Origin of the sequence: Streptomyces sp. NPDC002328, assembly GCF_042890065.1 — a bacterium.
Lineage (GTDB): Bacteria > Actinomycetota > Actinomycetes > Streptomycetales > Streptomycetaceae > Streptomyces.
On record NZ_JBIARQ010000004.1, the window covers coordinates 1 to 26,067 of the forward strand.

The following is a 26,067-nucleotide window of genomic DNA, read 5'->3' on the forward strand; positions in this document are numbered from 1 at the left end:
CCACCCCCCAGGTCATCCGTTCGACAGGGGGACACAGTCATGCCGGGCCCGGAGGCCAGCGGCCCTCTTGCAGGACCGCGGAAAACATAACGGGGAGGCGACGGGTCGGCGCGCGCGGAGTGGCGGGCCGGGTCAGCCCATGGGTCCGATGGCGCTGGCGACGCGCAGCAGATCGATGTGACGGCGGGAGGTGAGAAGGGGCGACGACCATGCCGTGCGGCTCACGCGACGGGTGACCGGCTCAAGGCGCCCCATGTTTCCCTACCTGTTCACTAGGATTCCTCGCTCCGAGTGTCGATCGCCTCCCTACCGCCGTCAAGGGGGCGTCCACGGGCTGAACGCGGCGGCCCGGCGGCAGGGCCGCCGGGCCGGGGGTGCGCGCGTGCCGTCGGGCCGGTGAGGCCGGCTCAGCTCGCGGGGTGGGTCTCGTGGTCCTTCGCGAAGGCGTCGGTCGCGGCGAGGTCGAAGTCGCCGTGGTCGCTGCCGAGGCCCTGGGCGACCAGGGCCGCCGCCGCGCAGCCCAGTACGGCGGCCTCGGCGGGGGTGCGGCCGAGGGACACTCCCCGCAGGTAGCCCGCCGAGAACGCGTCTCCGCAGCCGGTGGTGTCGACGACGTCGACGGCGAACGCGGGAACGGTCTCGCTGCCTTCGGCGGTCGCGACGAGCGCGCCCTCGCCGCCCCGGGTCACCGCGACGACGCCGGCGCCCGCGCCGAGCAGCTTGCGCACGCCGGCGGCGAGGTCCGGCTCGCCGGAGAAGCCGAGCACCTGGTCCTCGTTGGGCAGCAGGTGGTCGATGTGGGGCAGCGCGGCCTCGATCTGCTCGAAGCTCCCGAGCACACCGGGGGCGAGCAGGTCGACGGAGGTGACCGTGTCGTGCTCCTTGGCGAACGCCAGGATACGCGCGGCGACGTCGACGCCGATCAACTCGGGCCCGCCGAGGTGGAGGTGAGTCGCCTCGGCGACGGCGTCCCAGGGGACGTCGTCGAGGCCGTAGGTGATGTTCGCGCCGAGCAGGTGCAGGGAGGGCCGGTCGCCGTTGGGCCGGATCGGCAACACGCTGGCGGAGGTGGGGGTGTCGGCGCGGCGGACGAGGAACTCGGTGTCGACTCCGGCGCGTTGGAGGAGCTGGACGAGCATGTCGCCGGTGGGGTCGGCGCCGATCGCGCCCGCGCCGCGGACCGACGCGCCGAGTTTGGCCAGGGTGAGGGCGGTGCCGCCGGCCGTCCCGGCGGCGGTCATCCGGATGTCGTCGACCAGGGTCGCGCCCTGGCCCTCGGGTATGGCCTCCACCGGCCGCACCAGTACGTCCAGGACGTGCACGCCCATCGTGACGACGTTCATCGGTTTCCCTCCTGCGCGGGTGGTACGGGTCGGGTGGTGCCGTAGCCGCGGGCGAGCGCGGCCTCGATCACCGCGAGCTGCTGCCGCTCGTCGAGGACGCGGGGGCTGCCCATGGCGGCGGCGCGCTGGTAGACGCCGCAGGCCCATTCGAGGAGCAGGGCGTGCTCGACGGCCTTGTCGAGGGTCGGGGCGTGGGTGATCGCGCCGTGGTTCGCCATGAGGGCGGCGCTGCGGCCGTCGAGCGCGTCGAGCACGGACTCGGCGAGTTCCGGGGTGCCGAAGGTGGCGTACGGCGCGACGCGCACCGTGCCGCCGAGGGCGAGCAACTGATAGTGGATGCAGGGCAGTTCGTCGAGGACGCAGGAGACGGCGGTGGCCATCGGGGCGTGGGTGTGGACGACCGCGCCGGCGCCGTGCCGGCGGTAGACGCCGAGGTGCAGCTCCAGTTCCGAGGTCGGCTCCAGGGCGCCCGCCACGATCTTCCCGTCCAGGTCGACGACGGTCACCTGGTCCGGGGTCAGCTCGGCGAGGACCGCTCCGGTCGCGGTGATCGCGACCCGCTCCCCCACCCGTGCGCTGACGTTCCCGGCCGTGCCGATGAGGAGGCCCTCGGCCCCCAGGCGCCGGCAGGCGTCGGCCACGGCGGCCCGCTCCTGACCCAGCGCGGAGCTTGAGTCGGTCATGGGCGCGACGGTAGCGTAAAGGTGAAACAATGTCACGTTCATGTTCGGAGGCGACCGTGGGCCAGACCGAGGCGGATCCGGGCGGCGCTTCCCTGCGCCGTACGCCCCGGCAGGCGCGGAGCAGGGCGCGGCTGGCGCGGGTGCTGGCGGCGGCCGAGCGGGTGCTGGTGGAGGAGGGCGTCGAGGCGCTCACGACGACGCGGGTGGCGGCCGAGGCGAAGGTGTCGGTGGGCTCGCTGTACCAGTACCTGCCCGACCGGAACGCGATCATCGACGCGCTCGCGGCGGGGTACTTCGCCCGGCTGGAAGCGGCCATGGACGAGTTGGTGCGGGTGGCGGCGGCCGAGCGGTGGGAGGACCCGGTCGGCGTGCTCGTCGACGCGTTCGCCGGGATCTACCGGAGCGAACACGGCTTCCGCGCGCTGTGGTTCGGCAGCGGGCTGACCGAGCGGACGCGGGCCGCCGACCGCGAGCACAAACGCCGGATGGCCGACGGCGTCCGCCGCGTCCTGCTCGCCCTGGACGCGGCCGCCGACGACGAGCCCCTCGCCCGCTCCTGCCACGCGGCGACCCTCACGGCGGACGCCCTCGCCCAGGAGGCGTTCCGCCGGGACGCGTCGGGCGACGAGGACATCCTGAACGAGGCGAAGGTGATGCTGCGGGGCTACCTGACCGCGATCACCTCACGACACCAGCCAGGACTGACGGGCGACGCGGCGGCGCGCGGCTACGGCGGCCCGGGGGCGCGTCCCTGACACCCGGGGACGCGTCTGTGTCACCCGGGGGCGCGTCCGCGAGACCGGAGGCACCGCGCCACCGTCCCCCCGTGGCTCAGCGTCCGCACTGCCCCCTGCCGTGTTCCGCTTCCGGCAGGTGTTTTTCCGCCCAGGCGGACAGCTCTCGCAGTGCGGGGTCCAGGGCCGCGCCGGCTTCCGTGAGGCGGTACGAGACGCGGAGCGGGGGGCCCTCGTCGACCTCGCGCAGGACGAGTCCCGCCGCGCCCAGTTCGGCCAGCCGGTCGGAGAGCATGCGTTCGCTGATGCCGGGGATGGCGCGGCGCAGGTCGGTGAAGTGCACCGGGCGTTCCATCAGCACGGCCACGATCAGGCCGGTCCACCGCTTGCCCAGCAGCACGAAGACGCGCGTGATCGCCGCGTCGACCGTCTTGCAGGGCTCGGGGACCGCTTCCGTCATGCGCCCAGTGTACTGTGACGATCCTTGCTGCTGAAAAAAAGTAAGTCCCTGTGTTATCAATAGGTACACACGGAATGGCAGCCCGCCCTCCCTCCCTCTTGGAGACCGTCATGGCCACCCTGCTCCACCTGGACTCCTCCCTCTGGCCCGAGTCCGCTTCCTCTTCCCGCTCCGTCACCGCCGCCTTCCGCAAGGCGTGGGAGGAGCAGCACCCCGACGGCACCGTGGTGTACCGCGACCTCGCCGTGGACCCGGTGCCGCACCTGGACGCCCTCGCCGCGGCGGCCGGTTTCAGCGATCCCGCCGACCACTCCCCCGAGCAGGCGGAAGCCTTCGCCGCACGGCTGCGCCTGATCGAGGAACTGGAGAACGCGGACGCCGTGCTGATCGGCGCCCCGATGTACAACTTCACGATCCCGTCCACCCTCAAGGCCTGGCTCGACCAGGTGATCCTGATGGGCCGCACCGCGGGCGTCCCCGAACTCCCGGCGAAGGGCACCCCGGTCTACGTCGTGGCCAGCCGCGGCGGTTCCTACGCCCCGGGCACGCCGCGCGAGGGCTACGAGTACGTGCAGAACTACCTGGCGGCGATCCTGGGCGACATGCTGGGCCTGGAGGTCGACTTCATCGTGCCGGAGCTGACCATGGCGCACGCCAACCCGGCGATGGCCGAGCTGATCCCGCTCGCCGACGCGTCCAAGGCCAGGGCGCACGAGGACGCCGACGCCAAGGGCAAGGCCGCCGCACGGAACGCCGCCGCGTAACGACGCCCCGGCGGGCACCGGGCCGTCACGGCGCGTCCGAACACGGGCCGGTACCAGCCCGCGAACGCGGGCGGACAACGGGCGGACAACGGGCGGACAAACGGCAAAGGCCGCCTCCTCGTTCGAGAAGACGGCCTCCGATCCAGGATGAATCCCGGTCGGGACGACAGGATTTGAACCTGCGACCCCTTGACCCCCAGTCAAGTGCGCTACCAAGCTGCGCCACGTCCCGTCGCGCTCCCACCGTCGAAGTGCGGGAACACGCAGGTAAACCCTACCGCAAACGCACCGGTGCCCGACTCCGGGCCCGGCGGGAGCCCGGCTCGCCGCGCTCTCCGTCCGCGAACCACGCAGCCAAGCCGGTCGACGACCTCCCGAGGACCGGCTTGGCTGCGTGGTCACGCCAGTTTTCGCGGCCGACCGGACCGCGTCAAGTGCGTGTCCACGAACCGGCTCCGGACACACTTGCCCGCACCTGCCCACGCCGTGCCGACCTCATGCCGAGGCCCCGGCCGGCCGCACGCGGATACCAGCGGTACGGGCGGTCACGTCAACAATGCCTTCCCGGTCACTCCTGTGCCGACACACAGAATTTCCCCGCCGTCCACGCGGAGCCGGAAATAGGGCTCCCGTTTCGGACATGCGGCCCCAAGGAACCCATTTCCTTCGCCCGTTCATGTTTCCACGGCGTGAGCCGACGATGAACGTGATCGTCGCCGCACAGCAATTGATCCGTTTTCCTACGCCCTGGCCGCGCCCCGCGCCTGACCGAATCGAACCGGCCGGATACCGGCCGTTCGTTCAAACGTTGACCGGCGAGTAATAACGGCACTACCTTTCACCACGTTTCGAAGCATGCGCTTTAGTCGGCGTTCCGCGGTGATCCCGTGCCCGCTGGAATCCGGTGTGCCGCCTTTGCTGTCCCGAACCCCCACCGTGCAGTTTCACCGTTGATTCGGAGAATCATGACGTCCACTGTGCGCTCCGAGGACATGATCATCGGCATCACTCCGTTCGGCGAACCCGATGCCGGTCTCGCCCTGGCCGTCTGTCGGGCCGGCGGGCTGGGCGTACTCGACCTGGGCGCGGGGGACCGAAGGACGCGCGAGGCGCTGACCCGGCTGCGCCGCGCCTTCCCGGCCCGGAACGACAACGGCAACGGCAACGGCAAGAGCGACAGCGACAGTGCCCGCTCGGGGTACGGCGTCCGGGTCGGCCCCGCCTGCCGACTGTCGCCGGCAGACCTCGAAGCCGACGAACCCGGGCTCCACGCCCCGCACACCGTCGTCCTCGCCGTCGACGCGCCCTGGCAGGTCCGCGAGCTCGCAGGCCGGTACCGCGTGCTGGCGGAGGTCACCGATCTGGAGGGCGCGCGGGAGGCGGCCCGCTCAGGGGCCCACGGCCTGATCGCCCGGGGCGCCGAGTGCGGCGGCCGGATCGGCGAGCTGAGCACGTTCGTGCTGCTCCAACAGCTGCTGTCGGACGACGAGTTGACGCTCCCGGTGTGGGCGTGCGGCGGCATCGGCCCGCGCACGGCCGCCGCCGCGGTGGCCGGCGGGGCGGCCGGGGTCGTCCTGGACGGGCAGCTCGCGCTGCTGGCCGAGTCGGCGCTGCCCGAGGCCGCGGCCGCCGCGTTGCGCACCCTGGACGGCTCGGAGACCGTCGTGCTGGCCGGTCACCGGGTCCTCCTGCGCCGGGGCCCGGACACCCCGCACGTCCCCGAGGACGCCTCCCGGGCGGCGGTGGCCGCCCTGCTCGGCGCTCAGGACGCGCGCACCCAGTTGCTGCCGGTCGGTCAGGACGGCTTCCTGGCCGCTCGGTTTGCTGACCGATGGGGTGATGTGCGTTGCACGGTACGGGAGTTGAAGGTCGCGGTGCGGGACGCCGTACGCGACGACGGTGCCGTACGGGCGCTGGGGGCGGAGTCCCCGATGGGCCGGGCGCTCGGCACCCGGCTGCCGGTGGCGCAGGGTCCGATGACGCGGGTCAGCGACGGGGCGGAGTTCGCCGCGGCGGTCGCGCAGGACGGGGCGCTGCCGTTCCTCGCGCTGGCGCTGGCGGACGGCGGGCGCGCGCGGGCGATGCTGGCCGAGACCCGGGAGGCGGTGGCCGGGCGGCCGTGGGGCGTGGGCGTGCTCGGTTTCGCCCCGGAGGACGTGCGGGCGGCCCAGTTGGAGGCCGTACGGGAGCTGCGGCCGACGCACGCGATCATCGCCGGCGGGCGGCCGTCGCAGGCGCAGGCGCTGGAGCGGGACGGCGTCCGGACGTTTCTGCACGTGCCCTCGCCGGGGCTGCTGCGGCAGTTCCTGGAGGCGGGGGCGCGGCGCTTCGTCTTCGAGGGGTCGGAGTGCGGCGGCCACGTCGGACCGCGCGGCAGCTTCCCGCTGTGGGAGGCGCAACTCGCGGTGCTGGAGGACTGGTTCGACGGCGGCGACGCCACCGGTGTCGAGGTGTTCTTCGCGGGCGGCGTGCACGACGAGCGCTCGGCGGCGATGGTCGCCGCGCTCGCCGCGCCGCTGACCGCGCGCGGGGTGGCCGTCGGCGTCCTGATGGGAACCGCCTACTTGTTCACCGAGGAGGCGGTGGCGCACGGCGCGATCCGGCCGCTCTTCCAGCGGCAGGTCCTGGCGGCTGAGGGCACCGCGTTGCTGGAGTCGGCGCCCGGTCACGCCACGCGCTGTGTGCCCAGCCCGTTCGCGGCCGGATACCGGGAGGAGGAGGCCCGGCTGCGCGCGGAGGGCGTGCCGGACCGCCGGATCTGGGAGGAGCTGGAGCGGCTCAACGTGGGCCGGCTGCGGGTCGCCAGCAAGGGCGTGACCCGTGCGGCGGACGGCGCGCTCGTACCCGTGGACGAGCAACGGCAGTTCGCCGAGGGGATGTTCATGGCCGGGGAGGTCGCCGTGCTGCGGTCGGCCACCACCACGGTCGCGGCGCTCCACGCTTCGGTGACGACCGGAGCCGCCGAGTTCCTCACCCGGCGGGCCGCCGAGCTGAGCGACGACCACGCGTCCCCGCAGGCCGCGGCGCCCACGCCCCTCGACATCGCTGTCGTCGGCATGGCCTGCATGTTTCCGCAGGCCCCCGACCTGGCCGCCTTCTGGGCGAACGTCGTCGGCGGGCGCGACGCCGTCACCGAGGTCCCGCCGGAGCGCTGGGACCCGGCCGTCCACCACGGACGGTCCACGCCGTCGAAGTGGGGCGGCTTCCTGCCGCCGATCCCCTTCGACCCGCTGCGCTACGGCATCCCGCCCGCGTCCCTCGGCTCCGTCGAGCCGGTCCAGCTGCTGTCCCTGGAGGCCGCCCGGCGCGCCCTGGAGGACGCCGGATACGGCGACGGGGGGCGGGAGTTCGACCGCTCCCGCACCTCGGTGGTGTTCGGCGCGGAGGCGGGCAGCGACCTGTCCAACGCGGCCACGCTGCGGGCCGTGCTGCCCTCCTACTACGGCGAGGTCCCGCCGGGCCTGGACGAGCAGCTCCCGCAGCTGACCGAGGACTCCTTCCCCGGGATGCTCGCCAACGTGATCTCCGGACGGATCGCCAACCGGCTCGACCTCGGCGGCGCGAACTACACCGTCGACGCCGCCTGCGCCTCCTCGCTCGCCGCGGTCGACGTGGCCTGCAAGGAACTCGTCGGCGGCACCAGCGACGTGGTGCTGTGCGGGGGCGCGGACCTGCACAACGGCATCAACGACTACGTCCTCTTCTCGTCCGTCCACGCCCTGTCCCCCACCGGCCGCTCCCGCGCCTTCGACGGCTCGGCCGACGGCATCGCGCTCGGTGAGGGCGTGGCCTGCCTCGTCCTGAAGCGGCTCGCGGACGCCGAGCGCGACGGCGACCGGATCTACGGCGTGGTCAAGGGACTCGGCGCTTCCAGCGACGGGCGCTCCCTCGGTCTGACCGCGCCCCGCCCCGAAGGACAGCGCACGGCCCTGGAGCGGGCCTACCGCAACGCGGGCGTGTCACCGGCCGACGTCGGGCTCGTGGAGGCGCACGGCACGGGCACCGTGGTCGGCGACCGCACCGAACTCCGCGTCCTGAGCGAGGTGTTCGCCGAGGCCGGGGCGCGGAGCGGCGGTTGTGCGATCGGCTCGGTGAAGTCGCAGATCGGGCACACGAAGTGCGCCGCGGGACTGGCCGGGATGATCAAGACGCTGCTGGCGCTGCACACCGGCGTACGGCCGCCCACGCTGCACGTCGAGACGCCCAACGCGGCCTGGGACGCGGACGGCAGCCCGTTCGCCTTCCACACCGAGGCCCGCCCCTGGGCGACGCCGGCCGCCGAACGCCTCGCGGGGGTCAGCGCGTTCGGTTTCGGCGGCACCAACTTCCATGTCGTGCTGAGCGCTCACGGCGACGGCGTGCCGCCGGCTCGGGCGGTGGACGCCTGGCCCGCCGAGCTGTTCCTCTTCCGCGGCCGGGACGAGCGGGCGGCCCTGCGGGCGGTGGCGGAGCTGCTGAAGACCGCCGAGGCGGAGGGCAGCCCCTGGCGGCTGCAAGACCTGGCGCTCGGGGCGGCCCGCCGCTCCGACGCGAGCGGGGACCCGGTGCGAGTGGCGGTCGTGGCCACCGATGTGGACGATCTGGTGACGAAGTTGCGGACGGTGGCGGCTGGTTCGGACGCGGGCGGCGGGCCCGCGGCGGCCGGGATCCACCGGGCGATCACGACAGCCGACCCGACTGCGGATCCGACCGCGGGTCCGACTGCGGATCCGGCAACGGACCCGAACGCTGGCACGACCCCGTCCCCCGGCAAGGTCGCCTTCCTCTTCCCCGGTCAGGGCAGCCAGCGGGCCGGGATGCTGGCCGATCTCTTCGTGTTCTTCCCCGAGTTGCGCGCCTACCTGGAGTTGGGCCGCGACCACGCCGACGCGCTGTTCCCCCCGGCCGCCTTCGACGACGCCGCGCGCGACCGGCAGCAGGCGGCCCTGACCGACACCCGGGTGGCGCAGCCCGCTCTCGGGATCGCCGGGCTCGCCGCGTACGCCGTGCTCACCGGCGCCGGGGTACGGCCGGACATGGCCGCCGGGCACAGCTACGGCGAGCTGGTCGCCCTGTGCGCGGCCGGGGCCCTCTCCCCCGAGACGCTGCTGCGGCTCAGCTCCGAACGGGCGGCGGCGATCCTCGATGCCGCCCGGAAGCACGGGGACGATCCCGGGACGATGGCCGCCGTCTCGGCCGGCGCGGACAGCGTCGCCGAGGCCCTGAAGGCGGCCGGAGCGCCGGACACGGTGGTCGTCGCCAACCGCAACTCGCCGGACCAGACGGTGATCTCGGGACCGTCGGAGGCGGTCGCCGAGGCGGTGCGGCTGCTGCGCGAGGCGGGCCTCGGGGCCAAGCGCATCCCCGTGGCCTGTGCCTTCCACAGCCCGCTGGTCGCCGGCGCCGGGGACCGCTTCGCGGCGGCGCTGGCCGAACGCCCGTTCCACGCGCCCGAGTTCCCGGTGTGGTCCAACCGCACGGCCGCCCCGTACGCCCCCGAAGCGCACGCGGTGCGCGCCGAGTTGGCCGCCCAGATCGGCGCTCCGGTCGCCTTCGTCGAGCAGATCGAGTCGATGTACGAGGCGGGCGCGCGCGTCTTCGTCGAGGCGGGCCCCGGGTCGGTGCTGACCCGGCTGGTCGGGCGGATCCTCGGCGACCGGCCGCACACCACGGTCGCCTGCGAGCCCCGCCCCGGCGACGGGCTGCGCGGCTGGCTCGACGCCCTCGCCCGGCTCGCCGTCGCCGGGCTGCCGGTGCGCACCGGCGGGCTGCTGCGCGGCCGTGACGCCGTCGACGCCGTGCGCACGCCCGCGCCGAAGCGGCCCGGCTGGACGGTGGACGGGCAGCTCGTCCGTACCGCCGCCGGCGCCCTCCTCCCCGGTGCGCTCGCGCCGGCCCGACGCGTCGCCGCCCCCGTCGATGTCGTGGACCCCGCCGAAAGGACCGTGACGACTGTGACGACCAACCCCCCGCACGGCGTCCCGTCCGACCGGGACGCGCTCGTCTCCGAGTTCCTGCGCACCAGCCGGGAGATGATCGCCGCCCAACGGGACGTGCTGCTCACCTACTTCGGAGCGACGCCGGGCGCGACGGTGCCCGCCGTGGCCGGACCGCCCACCCCCGCACACACGTCCATGCCGACGCCCGCGCCGACCCCACTGCCCCTGGAAGCGCCCGCGCCGCCCGCGCCGTCCACGCCACCCGTGCCGCGGACACCGTCCGTCGAACCGCTTCCCGTCGAGGAGACGGCTTCCGGGCCTGTCGACGTCCAGCAGACGGTGCTGGAGATCATCAGCGAGCGCACCGGATACCCCGTCGACATGATCGAGCCCGACCTCGATCTGGAGGCGGACCTCAGCATCGACTCCATCAAGCGCGCCGAGATCGCCGGTGAGCTGGCGAAGCGCCTTGGCGGAGGAGGCGGCGCGGACCTGACCGCCCTGGGTGACGAGGAGTTGGAGGAGCTGGCGAAGGCGCGTACGGCCGCGGCGGTGACCGACTGGCTGACGGCGCGGCTCGGAGCGCCGCCCGAGCCGTCCCCGCCGACGCCGGCCGTCGCGGAGGCGACCGGCGACGAGGCGAGCGGCGACGAGGTGACCGGCGAGCCGCCCCGGCGGCACGTCCTGCGGCCCGTCCTCCTCGACGAGCAGGAAGCCTCCGGCGATCCGTCGTCGGTGCTCCCCGGCACCCGCTGGGCCGTTCTCGGGGACGCTCCCGAAGTCGTCGCCCATATCGAGGCGTTGGGGGCCGAGGTCGTCGTGCGCGGCCGGGATCATGTGCTGTCGGAGTCGGACGGGCCGGTGGACGGCGTGCTTTACCTCGGTGCGCTCGGCGGCGGCGACACCCCGGTGCTGCCGGACGCGTTCCCGGTGCTGAAGGCGGCCCTGGCCCGGTCCCCGCGGTGGCTGCTGGCCGTGCGTCCCGCCGAGGGGGACGCGCGGGCCGCGGGCCTGCACGGGCTGTTCCGTACCGTGGCGCGCGAGTATCCGCAGACGGCGGCCCGGGTCGTCGACCTCGCGGACGTCTCACCGGGGGCCGTCGCACACGCCGTCGTCGCGGAGGCCGCCGCCGCCGACCGTACGCCGGTCGTGCTGCGGACGGCGGCCGGGCGGTACGGGTTCGAGCTGGCCGAAGCGCCGCTCGGCGCGCTCGGCAGCACCGGCGCGGGGCCGGCCGGGGACGGGGCGGCCGAGGCCGCCGCGCTCGGCCTGGACCGCGACTCGGTGGTGGTGCTGGCGGGCGGGGCGCGGGGCATCACCGCGCAGTTCGCCGTCGCCCTCGCCGGAGCGGCCCGCTGCCGGCTGGAGCTGCTCGGCCGGACGCCCGCGCCGGACGGCCCGGAGGACGCGGACACCGCCGCCGCCCGCACGCCCACCGCGCTGCGCGCGGCGCTCGCCGCCCGGGGCGGGCTGAAACCGGCCGAGATCAACCGCGCCGCCGAACTCCTGCTGGCGCAAAGGGAGATCACCGCGACGCTGGAGGAACTCACCGCACTCGGCAGCCGGGTGCGCTACCGCTCGGTCGACTTCCGGGAGCCCGAGGCGGTGGTCCAGGCGATCAAGGAGATCCACGCCGAGCACGGCCGGCTCGACGGCGTGGTCCACGCGGCCGGCGTGATCGAGGACCGGCTGATCGCGGAGAAGAGCGTGGAGTCCTTCCAGCGCGTCTACGGCACGAAGGCCACCGGTGCGGACGCCCTGCTCACGGCGCTGGAGGAGCTGCCTGCCCGGCCCGCGTTCACAGTGTTGTTCGGCAGTGTCTCCGCCGTCCTCGGCAACCGGGGCCAGGTCGACTACGCGGCGGCCAACGACGCGCTGGAGACGCTCGGCGCGGCCTTCGCCGCCCGGACCGGGCACCGGGCGCTGACCGTGCACTGGGGCCCGTGGGCGCCGTCGGCCGGTCATTCCGGCATGGTGGGCGCGGAGTTGGCCCGTGAGTACGCGCGGCGCGGCATCCGGCTGATCGACCCCGAGGAGGGGACGGCGGCGCTGCTGCGGGAGCTGGCCTGGGGCGAGGAGTCCGCGACCGCCGTCGTCTACACCGCCTCGGGCTGGTGACGGCCGCGGTGAGCCCGCCGGACCACCGACAGCCGAGCGGCATGACAGAACGTCAGACGCCGGTGGCGATCGTGGGGATGGCGGTGCTGCTGCCGGGCGCCGCCGACCTGGACGGCTACTGGCGGAACCTGCGGGACGGCGTGGACGCGATCGGCGAGGTGCCGGAGGGGCGTTGGGACGCCGACTACTACCGGCCCGGCAGCGCCGCCGAACCGGCCGTGGCGGACCGGGTGTACGCCCGGCGGGGCGGGTTCGTGGACGGGCTGGCCGAGGTCGAGGTCACCCGGTTCGGGATCATGCCGAACTCGGTCGCCGGGACCGAGCCGGACCAGCTGATCGCCCTGCACGTGGCGGAGGCCGCTCTCGCCGACGCGGGCGGCACGGACCGCCTCCCCGACCGGGCGCGCGTCGGCGTCGTCCTCGGCCGGGGCGGCTATCTGACCCCGGGCCTGGTCCGACTCGACCAGCGGGTGCGGACCGCGAACCAACTCACGCGGACTCTGGGCGAGTTGCTTCCGCATTTGACGGGCGCGCAACTCGACCGGGTGCGGGAGGCGTTCACGGACCGTCTCGGGCCCGACAGTCCCGAGTCGGCGATCGGCCTGGTGCCCAACCTGGCCGCCTCCCGGGTAGCCAACCGGCTCGACCTGCGCGGCCCGGCGTACACCGTGGACGCGGCCTGCGCCTCGTCGCTCGTCGCCGTCGACCAAGCGGTGGGCGAACTGGCTTCCGGGCGCTGCGACTTGATGCTCGCGGGCGGCGTCCACCACTGCCACGACATCACCCTGTGGAGCGTCTTCTCCCAACTGCGCGCCCTCTCCCCCAGCCAGCGCATCCGCCCCTTCCACCGGGACGCCGACGGCATCCTGATCGGCGAGGGCACGGGCGTCGTCGTCCTCAAGCGGCTGGCCGACGCCGAGCGCGACGGCGACCGGGTCTACGCCGTGATCCGGGGCACCGGGGTGGCGAGCGACGGCCGGGCGGCCGGGCTGGTCAACCCCGATCCCGGGGGTCAGGCGCAGGCGGTGCGGCAGGCGTGGCGGGCCGCCGGTCTCGACCCGGCCGCGCCGGGCTCGGTCGGTTTGCTGGAGGCCCACGGCACCGCCACCCCGGCCGGGGACGGCGCCGAACTGACCACCCTGGCCGAGGTGTTCGGGCCGGATCACGCACTCACCGCCGCCACAGCCGTCCTCGGCTCGGTCAAGTCCATGATCGGGCACACCATGCCGGCCGCCGGAGTGGCCGGTCTGATCAAGGCGGCGCTCGCCGTGCACCACGCGACGCTGCTGCCCACCCTGCACTGCGACGACCCGCACCCCGCCCTGGCCCGCACCCGCTTCCGCACGCTGGAGAAGGCGGAACCGTGGGAGACCACCGACGAACAGCCGGTGCGCCGGGCGGCGGTCAACGCGTTCGGGTTCGGCGGGATCAACGCGCACGTGGTCCTGGAGGAGGCGCCGGGTGCACGATCACGCCCGACGGCGGTCGCGCGGGTGACCGAACCGGAGCACGTCCTCCTCCTCGCCGCCGGCTCCCCGGAGCGGCTGGCCGCCCTGCTCGACGCCGACGACGACACCGTACGGGCCGCGGGACTGGACCCCGCCCTCCCCCACCCGACGGCGGGCGCGGCCCGGCTCGGCATCGTCGACCCGACCGCCAAGCGGCTCGCCCTGGCCCGCCGGGCCGTCGCCAAAGGGCGCGCCTGGCACGGCCGCAGCGACGTCTGGTTCCGCCCGGACCCCCTGCTCGGCGGCGGCCACGGCAAGCTCGCGTTCCTCTTCCCCGGCCTGGAGGGCGAGTTCACCCCCCGCGTGGACGACGTCGCCGCGCACTTCGGTCTGCCCCCGCTCCCCGTGGCCGAGGAGCCGGTCGGCGACATCGGCCTCGGACTGCACGGACTCGGCGTCGTCGCCGTCGGCCGGCTCCTCGACGCCGCCCTGCGCCGGACGGGGATCGTGCCGGACGCGGTCGCCGGGCACAGCGTGGGCGAGTGGACGGCGATGGCCACGGGCGGACTGTACGCGGGGGACGAGGTCGACGCGTTCATGGCGGCGTTCGACCCGGACGCGCTGACCGTGCCGGGGGTCGCCTTCGGCGCGATCGGCGCGTCCGCCGAGCGGGTGACGGCCGCCCTGCGCGACGAGGGCTGGGGCGAGGCCGGAATCGTGCTCTCCCACGACAACGCGCCCAGCCAGTCGATGGTGTGCGGCCCGGAGCCGGCGGTCGACGCCTTCGTAAGGGCGTTCCGCGCCCGGGGCGTGCTCAGCCAGACGCTGCCGTTCCGATCCGGCTTCCACACGCCGATGCTGGAGCCCCACCTCGGCCCGATCAAGGAGGCCGCCGAGCGCTTCCGGCTGCATCCGCCGCACACCCCGGTCTGGTCGGGGACGACCGCCGCGCCCTTCCCCGACGACGAGGCCGAGACCCGCGCCCTGTTCCTCCGCCATCTGCTGGAACCCGTCCGCTTCCGGCAGTTGGCCGAGGCCCTGTACGCGGCGGGCCATCGGGTGTTCGTCCAGGCCGGACCGGGACAGCTCGGTTCCCTGGTCGACGACACCCTCGGCGGACGCGATCACCTCGTCGTCGCCGCCAACTCCCCGCGCCGTACGGGCCTGGCCCAACTCCGCCGGGTGGCCACCGCGTTGTGGACGGCGGGGGCGGCGGTCGCCCCGGCGCTGTCCCGGACCTCCGAACGGTCCGGCAGCGTACGGCCACCGGTCCGACTGGATCTGGACGGCGCCCTGGTGTCCCTCACGCCGACACAACTCACGTCGCTCAGAGCCGAGTTGCGCACCGAACCGGCGGTCATGTCCGCCCCGTCCCTCGTGGGCGGCACCCGCAACCCGGGCAACTCTCCCCTGGACGACCTGAACACCCTGGCCGGCCACTCCCCCGTCGCCGCCGAACTCAGCGCCCTGCTGCGCGACACGGCGGACACGGCAGCCGCGCTTCTCACCGCCCCTGCCCCGCCCCGGCCCCTCACCTCCCGCCGCTCCACCGTCCGCGTCTCCCCCGAGACCATGCCGTACCTCCTGGACCACTGCTTCTTCCCGCAGCGGCCGGGCTGGCCGGACGTGGCCGACCGGTGGCCGGTCGTCCCGGCGACGACGATCGTGCGGCACATCGTGGACGCGGCGGGCGAGGCCGCGCCCGGTCTGGTGCCGGTCGCCGTGCACGGGGCGCGGTTCGAGGAGTGGCTCACCGCGACGCCCGCCGTCGACGTCCCGGTGACCGTGGTCCCCGAGGGCCCGGACCGGCTGGCGGTGTCGTTCGGCCCCCGCGCCCGCGCCACCGTCGAGGTCGCCGCCGCGTACCCGCCCCCACCGCCCGCGCCCCGGCCGCTCGACGCCGACGACGCGCGTGTACCCGAGCACACGGCCGCGCAACTCTACGACGAGCGCTGGATGTTCCACGGTCCGGCGTTCCAGGGCGTCACCGAGCTGACCGCGATCGGCGACCGGCAGGTGCGGGGTGTGATCACGACGCCGTCCGCCCCCGGCGCGCTGCTCGACAACGTCGGTCAGATTCTGGGCTACTGGATCATGGCGACCCGTGCCGAGCGCACGGTCGTGTTCCCGGTCGGGATGCGTGAGATGCGCTTCTACGGGCCGCATCCCGAGCCGGGCACGGAGGTGGTGTGCGAGGTGCGGATCACCTCGCTGACCGACACCGTCCTGGAGGCCGACGCCCTGCTGACGGTCGACGGGACGGTGTGGGCGGAGCTGCGCGGCTGGCAGGACCGCCGTTTCGACAACGATCCGACGACCCGCCCCGTCGAGCGCTTCCCGGAGCGCAACACGCTGTCCGAGGTCCGGCCGGGCGGCTGGACGCTGCTGCACGAGCGCTGGCCGGACCTCGCCTCCCGCGAGCTGATCATGCGCAACTCCCTGAACGGGGCGGAGCGTTCGCAGTACGCCGAGCATCCCCCGCGTGGACGCCGGCAGTGGCTGCTGGGCCGGATCGCGGTCAAGGACGCGGTGCGCCGGTGGCTGTGGGAGCACGGTGAGGGCCCCGTCTTCCCGGCGGAGCTGCGGGTGCTCAACGACGCGGCGGGCGGCCCGTATGTGACGGGCGTGCACGGCAGGGTCCTGCCCGCGCTGGACGTGTCGCTCGCGCACCGAGGCGAGACCGGGGTCGCGATCGTCCGGCCCCACACGCCCGGTCCGGGTCCCGGCATCGACATCGAGGAGGTCACCGACCGCACGCCGGAGACGCTGGCGAACGCCCTCGGGGCGGAGGAACTCCGGCTGCTGCACGGCCTGTCGGCGTCCACCGGCGACTCCGAGGCGTTGTGGTTCACCCGTTTCTGGGCGGCGAAGGAGGCGGTCGCCAAGGCGGAGGGCACCGGACTCGGCGGTCGGCCGAGGGACTTCGCCGTCTTCGACGCCGACCCGGACGGCGGCCGGCTGACCGTCTCGGGCCGCCTGGAACGCGCCTACACCGTGCGCTGCGCGCCGGTCGCCAACCCGCCGGCCCTGCCGGACCGGTCCTACGTCGTGGCCTGGACGACAGGACCCGTCGAGCCGTCCCCCGCCCGAGCGAAGGAGTACGAGCGATGACCTCGCACACCCCCCGCACCCCCGAAGCCCCCGGCACCCCCGAAGCCCCCCGCACCCCCGACGAGGAGGCCGTCCTCGCCGATCTCACGGACATGCTCGCGCGGCTCCTGGAGGACGAGTACGGCCTCGACGACGTCGAGATCGGCATGCACACCACCTTCAACCGCGATCTGGAGCTGGAGAGCATCGACCTCGTCACGCTGGCCGGGATGCTCCAGGAGCGGTACGGCGACCGGATCAACTTCGCCGAGTTCCTGGCCGGGATGGAGTTCGACGAGATCATCGAGCTGACCGTGGGACGGCTCGTCGAGTACGTCGTCACCGGGCTCAAGGCCGCGGAGGCGAGCTGAGCATGGCGATGGTCGACACCGGCGCCGTCCGGTTGCACGTGCAGAGGATCGGCCCCGGCGGCGGCCGTACCGCGACCGCCACCGTGGTGCTGGTCCACGGCCTGCTCACCGACAGCCTGGCGAGCTACTACTTCACCGTGGCCCCCGCGTTCGCGGCGGCCGGCCTCGACGTCGTCATGTACGACCTGCGCGGCCACGGCCGCAGCGAACGCCCCGCCGAGGGCTACACGGTGGACGACAACGTCGACGACCTGGAGGCGCTCCTCGACCGGCTCGCCGTCACCGGTCCGGTGCACCTGGTCGGCAACTCCTACGGCGGCACCGTCGCGTTCGGCTACGCGGCCCGCCGTCCGGAGCGGGCGGCGAGCGTCACGCTGATCGAGTCCGAACCGGCCACCGCCGCTTGGGCGGTGAAGCTGGGCGGCATCCTGGGCCGGGTGGTGAGCGAGCTGGTGTACAACGAGCCCGAGGCGATCGCCTGGATCGCCGCCCACCGGAATCGCAACACCGCCCGGCTGGCCAAGGGCGCGGCCCGCCTGGCCCGTGAGACCACGCTCGGCCGGGACATCCCGGCCAGCCGGGTGCTGACGGATGCTCAGATTGCTGCGGTGCGCTGCCCGGTGCTCGGCTTGTACGGCGCGGACTCCGACCTCGCCGAACTCGTCCCGTGGCTGGAGGCCGTGCTGCCGGACTGCCGGACCGTGGTGATCCCCGGCCATGAGCACTCGGTGCTGGTGGAGGCGGCGGGGACGGTGGGCGGGCATGTGCTGTCACTGGTGCGGGAGACCGAGTCGGCCGGGGCGGCGGAGGTCCGGTGAGCCGATTCCTGTGCGTCGTACCGCCGTTGACCGGGCACATCAATCCGCTCGTGGGCGTCGCGGCCGAACTGAACGCCCTGGGGCACCGGGTGGCCTGGGTGTGCGCCGACCCGGCACTGGTCCGACGGCTCGCGGGCGACGGGACCGAGGTGTTCCCCTGTGCGGGAGCGCCGGAAGGGAGCCGGCCGCCGGAGCTGCGCGGGCCTGAGGCGCTCAGGTTCCTGTGGGAGTGGTATCTGCTGCCGCTGGCCGAGGCGATGGCGCCCGGGGTGCGGGCGGCCGTCGAGGCGTTCCGGCCGGACGTGGTGGTGGCCGACCAACAGGCCTTCGCGGGCGCGCTGGTGGCTGAGCGGCTGGGCGTGCCCTGGGCGACCTCGGCGACCACGTCGGCGGAGTTCACCGATCCGCTGGCCGGACTGCCCAAGGTCCGCGAGTGGCTGGAGGACCGGCTCGCCGAGTTGCGGAAAGCCATCGGCGATCCGGCCGGTGACGCCGATCCCCGGTTCTCCCCCCGCCTCGTGCTCGCCTTCAGCGCAACGGAGTTGGCGGTCCCGCGCGACACCGACCCGCGCAACGCCGACCCGGGCAGCACCGACCCGGGCAACGCTGACGCGCGCGACACGGAACCGTACGACCGAGTCCGCTGGGTCGGCCCCTCCATCGCCGCCCGCCCCTCCCCGTCCGGCTTCCCCTGGGAGTGGCTGGACCCGGGACGGTCCGCCGTGCTGGTCACGCTCGGCACCGCGAACGCCGACGTCGGCGGGCGCTTCCTCGACGTGTGCCGCCGCGCGCTGCTCGACCGCGCCGACCGCGTGCAGGGGGTGATCGTCGACCCGGGCGGCACCCTGGACGGGACCCGGGCCGATCCCCTGGGCGGCGGCGGTCGGGCAGCGCGCGACGGCAAGGACGTCCTGATCGTGCCGTCCGTCCCCCAACTCGCCCTGCTGGAAAGGGTGGACGCGGTGATCTGCCATGCCGGGCACAACACCGTGTGCGAGGCGCTGTGGCACGGGGTCCCGCTCGTCGTCGCGCCCATCCGCGACGACCAGCCGGTCGTGGCCGGGCAGGTCGTGGACGCGGGCGCCGGGGTGCGGGTGCGGTTCGGCCGGGTCACCGAACAGAAGCTGGGCGCCGCCCTGGACGCCGTACTGGACGACCCGGGGCCCCGCGCCGCGGCCGGCCGGATCCGTTCGGCGTTCCGCGCAGCCGGCGGCGCTCCCGTCGCCGCGGCCCATCTCGACGAGCTTGCCAGGGAGTTGTGATGAGCGACGAGAGCAAGCGGACCGCCGAGCGGATCGCGGAACTGCGCCCCCGCTACCAGGCCGACCTGTCGGCCGGCCTGGACCGCTTCTTCGAGCCCCGGCGGACCACCTGCCCGTGGTGCGGATCGGACCGGCTGACCACCCGGCTGCGCACCACCGACCTGCTCCAGCACAAGCCGGGCCGCTTCGTCCTGGACCGGTGCGAGGCGTGCGCCCACACGTTTCAGAACCCTCGACTCAGCGCGCAGGGGCTGGCGTTCTACTACCGGGACTTCTACGACGGGCTCGGCGAGAAGAAGCTCGGCGACACCTTCGGCGGGCGCACCGCGATGTACCGGGGGCGGGCGGAGTCGATGCTGCCGCACGATCCCGGGCCGAAGACCTGGCTGGACGTCGGGACCGGGCACGGCCACTTCTGCGCGGCGGCGCGCGAGGTGCTGCCGGACACCGTCTTCGACGGCCTCGACTTCACCGACGGCGTCGAACTCGCCGAGCGGGAGGGCCGGGTGGAGCACGGCTACCGGGGCGACTTCCCCGTGCTGGCGCCTGAACTGGCGGGCCGTTACGACGTGGTGAGCATGTTCCACTACCTGGAGCACAGCACCGACCCCGAACGTGAGCTGCGCGCGGCCCGGGAGGCGGTCCGCCCCGGCGGGCATCTGATCGTCGAGGTGCCGGACCCGGAGAGCCGGTACGCCCGGCTGCTGGGCCGCTGGTGGCTGCCCTGGCTCCAGCCGCAGCATCTGCACTTCGTGCCGGTCGCCAACCTGCGGCGGCGCCTCGCCGACCTGGGCTTCACGGTGGTGGCGGAGCAGCACGGCGAGCCGCACGACCCGGTGGATCTGCTGGCCGCCGTATGGCTGTCGCTGGACCGGCTGGCCCCGCGGGACGACGCGCCCTGGCTTCCGGAGCCGCCGAGCGCGGCGCGCCGGGTCCTGCGCGGGGCGCTGCTGGTCGCCGGGATCCCCGCGCTGATCGCGGGCACGCTGCTCGACCGGTTCGCGGTCCGGCCGCTGGCGCACCGGCTGGGGGTGTCCAACGCCTACCGGATCGTTGCCCGGCGGGACTGACGGGGGCGGGTCCGGCCGTGCTAGCTTCACCCCGTCCATCATCAGGAAACCTGATGATGGAGATACGGTTCGAACGATCGGATCCGCGATGTCCTTCCTCGGCCGGCCCGCCGTGGCCTCACTCACCGCCAGAACCATGCAGCGCGTCGCCGCACTGGCGTCGCGCCGCACGAGCGGGCGCGGCTCGACGGCGGACCTGCTCGCGCGTCTGCCGGAGTTCCCGCGCGAGGTGCGGACGTTGACGGTGCCGACGTCGGTGGCTCCCGCGCCGGTCACGGTGTACGCGCCGGCGGCGGGGACACCGGATCCGCCGGTGCACGTCAACTTCCACGGCGGCGGCTATGTGATGTCGATGCCGGAGATCGACGACGCGCTGTGCCGGTTCCTCGCCGCCGAGGCCGGCGTGGTCGTCGTCAACGTGAAGTACGCGGTCGCGCCCCAGTTCCCGTTCCCCGGGCCGCCCCGGCAGGCCTTCGAGGTGGTGCGCTGGGTCGCCGAGCACGGCGCGGAGCAGGGCTGGGACGGCTCCCGGCTCACCGTGGGCGGGCAGAGCGCGGGCGGCGGGCTCGCGGCGGCCGTGGCCCGGCAGGCGCTGGAGGAGGGCGGCCCGTCCGTCGCGCTCCAGGTGCTGCACTATCCGCCGCTGGACCTCGTCACCCGTGCCGAGGACAAGCGGGCCGCGATCGCCCGGCCGATGCTGCGGCCCTGGATGGCGGCGGTCTTCGACTCCGCGTACGTGCCCGACCCGGCCCTGCGCGCCGACCGCCTCGTCTCGCCCGCCCACCCGTCCGACACGGCCGACCTCCGGGGCATCGCCCCGGCGCTGGTGATCACCGCGGCGCACGACCTGCTCCGCGCGGAGGGCGCGCAGTACGCCGCGCGGCTCGGCGAGGCGGGCGCGCTGACGGAACACGTCGACGTGGCCGACGCCGACCACGCCTACGACGGCGAGGACGAGAAGAAGGCACGCGAGGTATACACCCTGATCGCCCACCACATACGCAAGGCAGCCGAGCCCCGACCCGCCTGAAAGCCGGGCCCGGCCGAGAGCCCGGCCCACCTGAAGCCGGGCCCGGCCGAGAACCCGGCCCACCTGAGCCCGGCCCGCCAGAGAGCCCGAGCTGCCCGAGAATCCGGCCCCCTGAAAGCCCGAGACGACGGCTGAAGGCCGAGCCCGTCCGCCGGTGCCACCGGGAGCCCCCCTTCCCCACCCACCCGGCGGCCGCCGCGGCGGCACGCCCTCGCCCCCCAAAGAATCCCGCGGGAGATCAGCGCGCGGTCGAGAAGACAGCGGTGGCGATGTGTTCCGCGATCGCCATGGATGCCGTCGCGGCCGGGGAGGGTGCGTTGCGTACGGCGGTGACGCGGCCCACGTGGTGGATGCGGAAGTCGTCCAGGAGGGCGCCGTCCCGGTCCAGCGCCTGCGCGCGGACCCCCGCCCCGCCGCGCACGACGTCGCGGACGCCGACGCCGGGGACGTAGAGCGCGGCGTCCCTCATGAAGGCGGTCGCGGAGAACGAGCCGCGGTACTCCTTGATCCCGGTGCGCCAGTGCCGGGCGGCCATCCGCCACGCGCCGGGGTAGGCGGCGAGGCCGAGGAGGTCCCTCGGGGAGATCCGGGCGCGGGTGTAGCCCTCTCGGGATAGGGCCAGGACGGCGTTGGGGCCGACCTCCACCGAGCCGTCGACGCGGGGCGTGAAGTGGACCCCGAGGAACGGGTAGCGGGGGTCCGGCACGGGGTAGATCAGGCCGCGCACCAGGTCCGCCCGTTCCGGCCTGAGCAGCATGTACTCGCCGCGGAACGGCACGATGCGCGGCTCGCGCCGGTCCCGGGCGAGCCGGGCGACGGTGTCGGACTGGAGGCCCGCGCACAGGATCAGCCGGTCCACGCGGACGCGTTCCCGCGCGGACGCGACCTCGATGCCGCCGGGCACGCCGGTGACGCCCGTCACGGTGAAGCCGAGCCGCAACTCGCCGCCGGAGTCGACGACGTCCTTCGCGAAGGCGCGGGCGATCGCCGGGTAGTCGGTGATCGCGGTGCGCGGGGAGTGCAGGGCCGCGACACCGCCGGCGTGCGGCTCGATCTCCCGGATCTCGTCGCGGGAGATCCTCTTCAGGTCGGGCACGTGGTTGTTGCGCGCCCGCTCGAACAGGGCCTCCATCCGGCCCAGTTCGTCCTCGCGGACCGCGACGACCAGCTTGCCGATCTCCCGGTACGACAGCCTCCGCTCCTGGCAGTACTCGCGGAGCAGGGACACCCCGCGCACGCACAGGTCGGCCTTCAGACTGCCGGGCGTGTAGTAGATGCCGGCGTGGACGACGCCCGAGTTGTGGCCGGTCTGGTGGAGCGCGACCTCCCGCTCCTTGTCGAAGACCACGACCCGGGCTCCGGGCCGGCTCAGCGCGATCTCACGGGCCGTGGCCAGCCCGACGATTCCGGCGCCGACGACGCCGATCGTCTCGTCAGCCATCGCCATACCCCTCGTCAGCCATCGCCGTCCCCCTCTGTCCCGTCCGTCTCGAGCCCTGTGGCAGCAGGCAATGGTCGCGCCGCGCGCGGATCGGAGCAAGGGCGCCCCGCACGGAATGCGCCGGGCCGGCGGGACGGAATGCGCCGGGCCGGCGGGACGGAATGCGCCGGGCCGGCGGGCGCGGTGGTCCCGGGCAGCCCCTGACCGGCTGCCCGGGATGCTCAATGTGCGGCCAACTGCTTTTCCTGCGGCCTGCCTCGGCCGTCGGCCGACGTGGAGCCGCGCAGGACGGCGATGCCGATGAAGACCATGGAGGAGACGCCGGCCAGGGCGAAAGCCGTGAAGCCCCAGTCGCCGTTGCCCGCGGCGAGCAGCCGGCCGCCGAGCCACGGGCCGAAGACCGCGCCGAAGCGGCCCATGCCGGAGGTCCAGCCGACGGCGGTGGCGTGGTTGCCGGGGTCGGACCGGATGGGGCAGGAAGCTCGCGAGCACCGGCGCGAACAGCAGCGGCAGCGTGACGGGTGAGCGCCCGCCCCCGCGTGTCGCGTGCCGCGACCGCGGCCAGGTCACGGCCACGGCCACGGCCGCCGCTGCGGCGTCGGCGGATGCCTAGCCGCGCAGCGCGTCGATCACGCTGGTGAGGTGGGCGCGGACGGCCGTCTCGGCCGCCTGTGGATCCCTCCTGGCCCGGATCGCTTCGATCATGGTCAGGTGCTCGTTCAGGGAGTGCTGGGGACGCCCCGGCCTCAGCGCCAACTGGAAGCGGTGCCGAACCAGTTGGGCGTTCAGCCGCTCCAGCAGCTGCTGCGCGGTCCGCTGGTCGGAGAACTCCCGGATGCGGACGTGCAGTTCGTGGTTGAGGTCGGAGTAGGTGAGCGGCTCGCCGTCGGCGACCGCCTTGGTCATGGCGGTGCCGATGTCGGTCAGCTCGACCAGCTGCTCGTCGCTGGCCGCGACGGCGGCCTTCGCCGCGCACAGCCCCTCGAGGACCATGCGGCACTCGGTGATGGCGACCGCTTCGTCCACGGTCACCACCCGCACCCGGTAGACACCGCCGAAGAGGATCGCCACGCGGCTGTCGTGCCGGTGCGGCCCGGCGTCTGCCGTGGTGGGGTCCGCCATGATCTCCACGATCGCCGGACCCCGGCGGGCCCGCCAGTCACGTGCGGGTCATGCGCCGGTCAAGACGGCCGGAGGGGCGCGGCCGTCGTCCCCCGCACCTTCAGCGTCGGCGCGGCCAGGTGGACGCCGCCCTCTCCCCCGGGCCGCTCCAGCCGGTCGAGGAGACAGCGGGCGGCGCGGCGGCCGACCTCGTGCCCGGCGGGGTCGACGGTGGTGAGCCACAGGTGGCGCAGCCGGGAGACGCTGGTGTCGTCGTAGCCGGCCACGGACAGGTCGCGCGGCACGCCGAGGCCGAGTTCCTCGGCCGCCGACAGGGCGCCGACGCAGGCGATGTCGTTGACGGCGAAGACGGCGGTGGGCCGGTCCGGGCGGGCGAGCAGCCGGACGGCGGCGCGATGACCGCCCTCCTCGGTCATGTCGCAGCTCTCGACCGTCGTGAACTCCGCCAGCCCGTGCGCCCGCATCGTCGCCTCGTAGCTGCGCCGGCGCAGCTCGCCGACCGCGCCGAAGCCCGCGAGGTGCGCGATCCGGCGGTGCCCGAGGCCGATCAGGTGCTCGGTGACCAGACGGGCCCCGCGTTCGTCGTCGTTGGCGACGACGTCCACGCCCGCCGGCACCGGTTCGCGGGCCCCCGCGACGACGACCGGCATGAGCGCGGCGACCGCGTCGAGGGCCGCCGGGTCGGGCAGCGTGCCGACGACGACCAGGCCGTCGGCCCGCAGGTCCAGGAAGGGCCCGGCGAGGTCGTGGCCGACGCGGCGGTTGAGGCGGGCGTCGGCGAGCAGCATGTGCAGACCGCTCGCGTGCAGCAGGGAGCCGAGGCCGTCGAGGAGGTCGACGTACCAGGGGTTGCGCAGGTCGTTCAGGAGGACGCCGACCGTGCGCGTGCGTCGCTCGCTGAGGCTGCGGGCCGCCGCGTTGGGCCGGTAGCCCAGTTCGCGTACGGCCCGCAGGACGGACTCCCGCTTCTCGGTGCGCACCTGGTCCGAGCCGCGCAGGACGAGGGAGACCAGCGACTTGGACACTCCGGCGCGGTCGGCGACGTCACGGATGGTCGGCGGTCTCATGCTGTGGGCCGTTCCATGACTGGACCGTTCCATGACCCCGTACGGCCTGTCAAAGGGTTGACACCACTGGACAGCCGACTTCAGGGTGGCCTGGACAACGTCTGGACCGGTCCAAGGAGGCTCGTGATGGGCATGGTGGATGCGCTGGGTGTCGCCGTCGTCGGGTTCGGCTGGATGGGCCGGGTGCACACCCAGGCGTACGCGCGCGTGCTCCATCACTTCCCGCAGCTCGGCGTGCGGCCGGAGCTGGTCGCGGTCGCCGAGGACGTGCCCGGCCGGGCCGAGGAGGCCGCCGCGCGCTACGGGTTCGCCTCGGCCTCCCGCGACTGGCGTGACATCGCCGCCGACGCGCGCGTGCGGGCCGTCAGCATCACCGCGCCGAACTTCCTGCACCGCGAGATCGGCGTCGCGATGGCCGAGGCCGGCAAGCACATCTGGATCGAGAAGCCGGTGGGCCTCACGACCGCCGACGCCCGCGCGGTCGCGGACGCGGTCGCACGCGCGGGCGTGCGGGGCGCGGTCGGCTTCAACTACCGCAACGCGCCCGCCGTCGAGGCCGCCCGCGAGCTGATCGCCGCCGGGGAGCTCGGCGCCGTCACCCATGTCCGCATCCGTCTCTTCAGCGACTACGCGGCCCATCCGGACGGCGCTCTGACCTGGCGCTACGAGCGGGAGCGCGGCGGCAGCGGGGTCCTCGGCGACCTGGCCTCGCACGGTGTCGACCTCGCCCGCTTCCTGCTCGGCGACATCGCCTCCCTCACCGCCGACACCGCGGTCTTCATCCCCGAACGCGCGCGTCCGGCCGGCGCGACCGCCGGGCACACCCTGGCCACCGGCGGCGAGCCGGGCCCCGTCGAGAACGAGGACTACGTCAGCTGTCTGCTGCGGTTCGCCTCCGGCGCGCGCGGGGTCCTGGAGGCCTGCCGGGTCTCGGTCGGCGAGCAGAACAACTACGGCTTCGAGGTGCACGGCACCCGGGGCGCGGTGTTCTGGGACTTCCGCCGTATGAACGAGCTGGGCGTCAGCCGCGGCACGACGTACCAGGACCAGCCGGTCGGCACGGTGTACGTCGGTCCGGGCGCGGGCGAGTTCGGCGCGTTCCAGCCGGGCGCGGCGAACGCGATGGGCTACGACGACCTCAAGGTCATCGAGGCGTACCGCTTCCTGCGCTCGATCGCCGAGGGCCGGCCGTACGGCACCACCCTCACGGACGCCGTGCACAGCGCGGCCGCCCTGGAGGCGATGACCCGCTCGGCGGAGACGGGGGCGTGGGCCGAGGTGCGGCCGGGGAGCTGATCCGCCCGGTCTCCTTGACCCGCCGCCGGGGA

General features: G+C 74.3%; 17 protein-coding genes, 1 tRNA gene and 1 pseudogene. 10 read left to right on the forward strand and 9 right to left on the reverse strand.

The window, feature by feature from the left end; all coding sequences use genetic code 11:
* Positions 1–132: 132 nt before the first annotated feature.
* The 3 genes from ACFYX4_RS12475 to ACFYX4_RS12485 form a co-directional block, all read right to left on the reverse strand.
* Positions 133–255 carry a putative leader peptide gene (locus ACFYX4_RS12475; RefSeq protein ID WP_389330288.1) on the reverse strand — a complete coding sequence of 41 codons (123 nt, stop codon included), beginning with the start codon at positions 253–255 and terminating at the stop codon, positions 133–135.
* 152 nt (positions 256–407) lie between these two features.
* Positions 408–1,343 carry a carbohydrate kinase family protein gene (locus ACFYX4_RS12480; protein WP_389330291.1) on the reverse strand — a complete coding sequence of 312 codons (936 nt, stop codon included), beginning with the start codon at positions 1,341–1,343 and terminating at the stop codon, positions 408–410.
* Positions 1,340–2,026, reverse strand: coding sequence for a class II aldolase/adducin family protein (locus ACFYX4_RS12485; protein WP_389330294.1), 687 nt, complete (start codon positions 2,024–2,026; stop codon positions 1,340–1,342). The genes ACFYX4_RS12480 and ACFYX4_RS12485 overlap by 4 nt, the downstream gene beginning before the upstream one ends.
* Before the next feature lie 29 nt (positions 2,027–2,055).
* On the opposite strand from ACFYX4_RS12485, the gene ACFYX4_RS12490 reads away from it, so the two are divergent.
* Positions 2,056–2,781 (forward strand): TetR family transcriptional regulator, encoded by a 726-nt coding sequence (locus tag ACFYX4_RS12490; RefSeq protein ID WP_389330297.1) that lies wholly within the window; start codon positions 2,056–2,058, stop codon positions 2,779–2,781.
* 76 nt (positions 2,782–2,857) lie between these two features.
* Here ACFYX4_RS12490 and ACFYX4_RS12495 read toward each other — a convergent pair whose 3' ends face one another.
* On the reverse strand, positions 2,858–3,220 hold the full coding sequence (locus tag ACFYX4_RS12495; protein ID WP_389330300.1) for a winged helix-turn-helix transcriptional regulator: 363 nt from the start codon (positions 3,218–3,220) through the stop codon (positions 2,858–2,860).
* Between the two features lie 110 nt (positions 3,221–3,330).
* Here ACFYX4_RS12495 and ACFYX4_RS12500 point away from each other — a divergent pair, with 110 nt between their 5' ends.
* The gene (locus ACFYX4_RS12500) at positions 3,331–3,984 is read left to right on the forward strand and encodes an FMN-dependent NADH-azoreductase (RefSeq protein ID WP_389330303.1); all 654 of its coding nucleotides are present in this window, start codon (positions 3,331–3,333) and stop codon (positions 3,982–3,984) included.
* A gap of 158 nt (positions 3,985–4,142) precedes the next feature.
* Here the strand turns inward: ACFYX4_RS12500 and ACFYX4_RS12505 are convergent.
* Positions 4,143–4,216, reverse strand: a tRNA-Pro gene (locus ACFYX4_RS12505).
* Between the two features lie 733 nt (positions 4,217–4,949).
* Here ACFYX4_RS12505 and ACFYX4_RS12510 point away from each other — a divergent pair.
* From ACFYX4_RS12510 to ACFYX4_RS12540, 7 genes are all read left to right on the forward strand, one after another.
* Positions 4,950–12,020 (forward strand): SDR family oxidoreductase, encoded by a 7,071-nt coding sequence (locus ACFYX4_RS12510; RefSeq protein ID WP_389330306.1) that lies wholly within the window; start codon positions 4,950–4,952, stop codon positions 12,018–12,020.
* 41 nt (positions 12,021–12,061) lie between these two features.
* Positions 12,062–16,579 (forward strand): beta-ketoacyl synthase N-terminal-like domain-containing protein, encoded by a 4,518-nt coding sequence (locus tag ACFYX4_RS12515; protein ID WP_389330309.1) that lies wholly within the window; start codon positions 12,062–12,064, stop codon positions 16,577–16,579.
* Between the two features lie 92 nt (positions 16,580–16,671).
* Positions 16,672–16,929: an acyl carrier protein gene (locus ACFYX4_RS12520; protein WP_389331679.1), complete on the forward strand. Its 258-nt coding sequence runs from the start codon at positions 16,672–16,674 to the stop codon at positions 16,927–16,929.
* A 2-nt stretch (positions 16,930–16,931) separates the two neighbouring features.
* Positions 16,932–17,747: an alpha/beta fold hydrolase gene (locus ACFYX4_RS12525; RefSeq protein ID WP_389330312.1), complete on the forward strand. Its 816-nt coding sequence runs from the start codon at positions 16,932–16,934 to the stop codon at positions 17,745–17,747.
* Complete coding sequence (locus ACFYX4_RS12530) at positions 17,744–19,009, forward strand: nucleotide disphospho-sugar-binding domain-containing protein (RefSeq protein WP_389330315.1); 1,266 nt, start codon at positions 17,744–17,746, stop codon at positions 19,007–19,009. The genes ACFYX4_RS12525 and ACFYX4_RS12530 overlap by 4 nt, the downstream gene beginning before the upstream one ends.
* Positions 19,009–20,079 (forward strand): class I SAM-dependent methyltransferase, encoded by a 1,071-nt coding sequence (locus ACFYX4_RS12535; protein WP_389330318.1) that lies wholly within the window; start codon positions 19,009–19,011, stop codon positions 20,077–20,079. The genes ACFYX4_RS12530 and ACFYX4_RS12535 overlap by 1 nt, the downstream gene beginning before the upstream one ends.
* Before the next feature lie 88 nt (positions 20,080–20,167).
* The gene (locus ACFYX4_RS12540; protein WP_389330321.1) at positions 20,168–21,109 is read left to right on the forward strand and encodes an alpha/beta hydrolase fold domain-containing protein; all 942 of its coding nucleotides are present in this window, start codon (positions 20,168–20,170) and stop codon (positions 21,107–21,109) included.
* A gap of 238 nt (positions 21,110–21,347) precedes the next feature.
* Here ACFYX4_RS12540 and lhgO read toward each other — a convergent pair whose 3' ends face one another.
* The 4 genes and pseudogenes from lhgO to ACFYX4_RS12560 all read right to left on the reverse strand — a co-directional run bounded on the left by lhgO (position 21,348) and on the right by ACFYX4_RS12560 (position 24,739).
* Positions 21,348–22,550 (reverse strand): L-2-hydroxyglutarate oxidase, encoded by a 1,203-nt coding sequence (gene lhgO, locus ACFYX4_RS12545; protein ID WP_389330324.1) that lies wholly within the window; start codon positions 22,548–22,550, stop codon positions 21,348–21,350.
* 221 nt (positions 22,551–22,771) lie between these two features.
* Positions 22,772–23,032 (reverse strand): annotated as a pseudogene (locus tag ACFYX4_RS12550) (MFS transporter); the annotation flags it as partial.
* Positions 23,033–23,159: 127 nt separating this feature from the next.
* Positions 23,160–23,672, reverse strand: a complete 513-nt coding sequence (locus ACFYX4_RS12555) for a GntR family transcriptional regulator (protein ID WP_389330327.1) — start codon at positions 23,670–23,672, stop codon at positions 23,160–23,162.
* 59 nt (positions 23,673–23,731) lie between these two features.
* A complete protein-coding gene (locus ACFYX4_RS12560; protein ID WP_389330330.1) occupies positions 23,732–24,739 on the reverse strand; it encodes a LacI family DNA-binding transcriptional regulator in 1,008 nt (335 codons plus the stop codon).
* 132 nt (positions 24,740–24,871) lie between these two features.
* On the opposite strand from ACFYX4_RS12560, the gene ACFYX4_RS12565 reads away from it, so the two are divergent.
* Positions 24,872–26,035, forward strand: coding sequence for a Gfo/Idh/MocA family protein (locus ACFYX4_RS12565; protein ID WP_389331682.1), 1,164 nt, complete (start codon positions 24,872–24,874; stop codon positions 26,033–26,035).
* The last annotated feature ends 32 nt before the right edge of the window (positions 26,036–26,067 follow it).

Excerpts from the sequence above, each read along its gene's own strand:
- ACFYX4_RS12560 (WP_389330330.1), bottom strand. The coding sequence starts at position 24,739 with ATGAGACCGCCGACCATCCGTGACGTCGCCGACCGCGCCGGAGTGTCC.
- ACFYX4_RS12515 (WP_389330309.1), top strand. The coding sequence starts at position 12,062 with ATGACAGAACGTCAGACGCCGGTGGCGATCGTGGGGATGGCGGTGCTG.
- ACFYX4_RS12510 (WP_389330306.1), top strand. The coding sequence starts at position 4,950 with ATGACGTCCACTGTGCGCTCCGAGGACATGATCATCGGCATCACTCCG.
- ACFYX4_RS12565 (WP_389331682.1), top strand. The coding sequence starts at position 24,872 with ATGGTGGATGCGCTGGGTGTCGCCGTCGTCGGGTTCGGCTGGATGGGC.
- ACFYX4_RS12475 (WP_389330288.1), bottom strand. The coding sequence starts at position 255 with ATGGGGCGCCTTGAGCCGGTCACCCGTCGCGTGAGCCGCACGGCATGG.
- ACFYX4_RS12535 (WP_389330318.1), top strand. The coding sequence starts at position 19,009 with ATGAGCGACGAGAGCAAGCGGACCGCCGAGCGGATCGCGGAACTGCGC.
- lhgO (WP_389330324.1), bottom strand. The coding sequence starts at position 22,550 with ATGGCTGACGAGACGATCGGCGTCGTCGGCGCCGGAATCGTCGGGCTG.
- ACFYX4_RS12480 (WP_389330291.1), bottom strand. The coding sequence starts at position 1,343 with ATGAACGTCGTCACGATGGGCGTGCACGTCCTGGACGTACTGGTGCGG.
- ACFYX4_RS12500 (WP_389330303.1), top strand. The coding sequence starts at position 3,331 with ATGGCCACCCTGCTCCACCTGGACTCCTCCCTCTGGCCCGAGTCCGCT.
- ACFYX4_RS12485 (WP_389330294.1), bottom strand. The coding sequence starts at position 2,026 with ATGACCGACTCAAGCTCCGCGCTGGGTCAGGAGCGGGCCGCCGTGGCC.
- ACFYX4_RS12490 (WP_389330297.1), top strand. The coding sequence starts at position 2,056 with ATGTCACGTTCATGTTCGGAGGCGACCGTGGGCCAGACCGAGGCGGAT.
- ACFYX4_RS12540 (WP_389330321.1), top strand. The coding sequence starts at position 20,168 with ATGTCCTTCCTCGGCCGGCCCGCCGTGGCCTCACTCACCGCCAGAACC.
- ACFYX4_RS12555 (WP_389330327.1), bottom strand. The coding sequence starts at position 23,672 with ATGGCGGACCCCACCACGGCAGACGCCGGGCCGCACCGGCACGACAGC.
- ACFYX4_RS12495 (WP_389330300.1), bottom strand. The coding sequence starts at position 3,220 with ATGACGGAAGCGGTCCCCGAGCCCTGCAAGACGGTCGACGCGGCGATC.
- ACFYX4_RS12525 (WP_389330312.1), top strand. The coding sequence starts at position 16,932 with ATGGCGATGGTCGACACCGGCGCCGTCCGGTTGCACGTGCAGAGGATC.
- ACFYX4_RS12520 (WP_389331679.1), top strand. The coding sequence starts at position 16,672 with ATGCTCGCGCGGCTCCTGGAGGACGAGTACGGCCTCGACGACGTCGAG.